At 47.9% G+C, this 2,223-nt stretch carries 2 tRNA genes and 2 rRNA genes (1 of these 4 only partly in view); all 4 read right to left on the bottom strand.

The annotated features are described in order from the left end of the window. Positions 1-49: ribosomal RNA gene (locus AB5123_RS13680) — 23S ribosomal RNA — on the bottom strand; it reaches 2,887 nt to the left of the window's first position. Between the two features lie 159 nt (positions 50-208). Beyond that, positions 209-285: transfer RNA gene (locus AB5123_RS13675), tRNA-Ile, on the bottom strand. A 33-nt stretch (positions 286-318) separates the two neighbouring features. Continuing rightward, a tRNA-Ala gene (locus AB5123_RS13670) sits at positions 319-394 on the bottom strand. 148 nt (positions 395-542) lie between these two features. Next, positions 543-2,056 (bottom strand): 16S ribosomal RNA (locus AB5123_RS13665). Together the 16S and 23S rRNA genes with 2 tRNA genes alongside form the textbook arrangement of a ribosomal RNA operon. Between the last annotated feature and the right edge of the window lie 167 nt (positions 2,057-2,223).

The following is a 2,223-nucleotide window of genomic DNA, read 5'->3' as shown; positions in this document are numbered from 1 at the left end:
TCGGCTCCTAATGCCAAGGCATTCTCCCTACGCTCTTCTTAGCTTAACCATTTTTGAATTATGTCTAATCCTCTTAATTTTTATGCTAATTGCAGGTTTTTTACCCGACTTTAACTTTCGTTATTGTCGTTCATTTTTCCTCATTTGCATTACTTTTGCTTTTCATTATTCAATTTTCAAGTTTCGTTCCTTGCAAGATCTCTCTTGCTGGTGGGCACAAGTGGACTCGAACCACCGACCTCACGCTTATCAGGCGTGCGCTCTAACCACCTGAGCTATGCGCCCATTTAGTTATTAGTTCGTTCTTCCTTCGTCCCTTGGTGGAGATGAGGAGAATCGAACTCCTGACCCCCTGCTTGCAAAGCAGGTGCTCTCCCAGCTGAGCTACACCCCCATATGCAGGGACTAGGTACTCCATTGTGCTGTTTTAAAGATACTATTTCCAGCATCCTCAAAATTGAACAAAAACTACTTTCTTAAACCTTTGCTGACCGGAGAATTATTTTATGAGAAGTTTTCTTTTCCTTCTCTGTTCTCCATAGAAAGGAGGTGATCCAGCCGCACCTTCCGATACGGCTACCTTGTTACGACTTCACCCCAGTCATCAATCCCACCTTCGACTGCGTCCTCCTTGCGGTTAGACTACAGGCTTCGGGTGTTACCGACTCCCATGGCGTGACGGGCGGTGTGTACAAGGCCCGGGAACGTATTCACCGCAGCATGCTGATCTGCGATTACTAGCAATTCCGACTTCATGTAGGCGGGTTGCAGCCTACAATCCGAACTAAGACTGCTTTTAGGGGTTCGCTCCACCTCGCGGCTTTGCATCCCTCTGTTTACAGCCATTGTAGTACGTGTGAGGCCCAGGTCATAAGGGGCATGATGATTTGACGTCATCCCCACCTTCCTCCGTTTTGTCAACGGCAGTCCTGCTAGAGTGCTCTTGCGTAGCAACTAACAGTAAGGGTTGCGCTCGTTGCGGGACTTAACCCAACATCTCACGACACGAGCTGACGACAACCATGCACCACCTGTCTATATGTCTCCGAAGAGATTTCACTCATCTCTGAGCTATGCATACGATGTCAAGACCTGGTAAGGTTCTTCGCGTTGCTTCGAATTAATCCACATACTCCACTGCTTGTGCGGGCCCCCGTCAATTCCTTTGAGTTTCAACCTTGCGGTCGTACTCCCCAGGTGGATTACTTATTGCGTTTGCTGCGGCACGGAAGGGGTCAGTCCCCCCACACCTAGTAATCATCGTTTACGGCGTGGACTACCAGGGTATCTAATCCTGTTTGCTCCCCACGCTTTCGAGCCTCAGCGTCAGTTAAAGCCCAGTAAGCCGCCTTCGCCACTGATGTTCCTCCTAATATCTACGCATTTCACCGCTACACTAGGAATTCCGCTTACCTCTACTTCACTCAAGAACCACAGTTTCAAATGCAGTTTATGGGTTAAGCCCATAGTTTTCACATCTGACTTGCGATCCCGCCTACGCTCCCTTTACACCCAGTAATTCCGGACAACGCTCGCTCCCTACGTATTACCGCGGCTGCTGGCACGTAGTTAGCCGGAGCTTCCTCCTCAGGTACCGTCTTTTTTTTCGTCCCTGAAGACAGAGGTTTACAATCCTAAAACCTTCTTCCCTCACGCGGCATCGCTGCATCAGAGTTTCCTCCATTGTGCAATATTCCCCACTGCTGCCTCCCGTAGGAGTCTGGGCCGTGTCTCAGTCCCAATGTGGCCGATCAACCTCTCAGTCCGGCTACTGATCGTCGCCTTGGTAAGCCGTTACCTTACCAACTAGCTAATCAGACGCGAGCTCATCTTTCAGCGATAAATCTTTGATAATCAAATCATGCGGTTCAATTATGTTATGCGGTATTAACGATCGTTTCCAATCGGTATCCCCCTCTGAAAGGCAGATTGCTCACGTGTTACTCACCCGTCCGCCACTAGATCAGAAAAGCAAGCTCCTCTTCTCTCGTTCGACTTGCATGTGTTAAGCGTGCCGCCAGCGTTCGTCCTGAGCCAGGATCAAACTCTTAATTAAAGTTGTATATCAAAAGCATTTCTGCTCTTGTTATCCTGTTTCAGTTCACTTCACTGAACGTACATTTCTTTTACGTCTTTATGTTAGACCTTTAATTCTTTTTCTCAAAAGAATCTCTCAAGGGTTTCGTACTATTCGTCTTTGTTCAATTTTCAAGATGCTGTTTC

This window comes from Ruminococcus sp. RTP21204st1_B2_RTP21204_210225, from assembly GCF_040914135.1.
Lineage (GTDB): Bacteria > Bacillota > Clostridia > Oscillospirales > Ruminococcaceae > Hominimerdicola > Hominimerdicola aceti.
The sequence above is the reverse complement of the archived record's forward strand: the minus strand, read 5'-3'. Positions and strand labels throughout refer to the sequence as shown.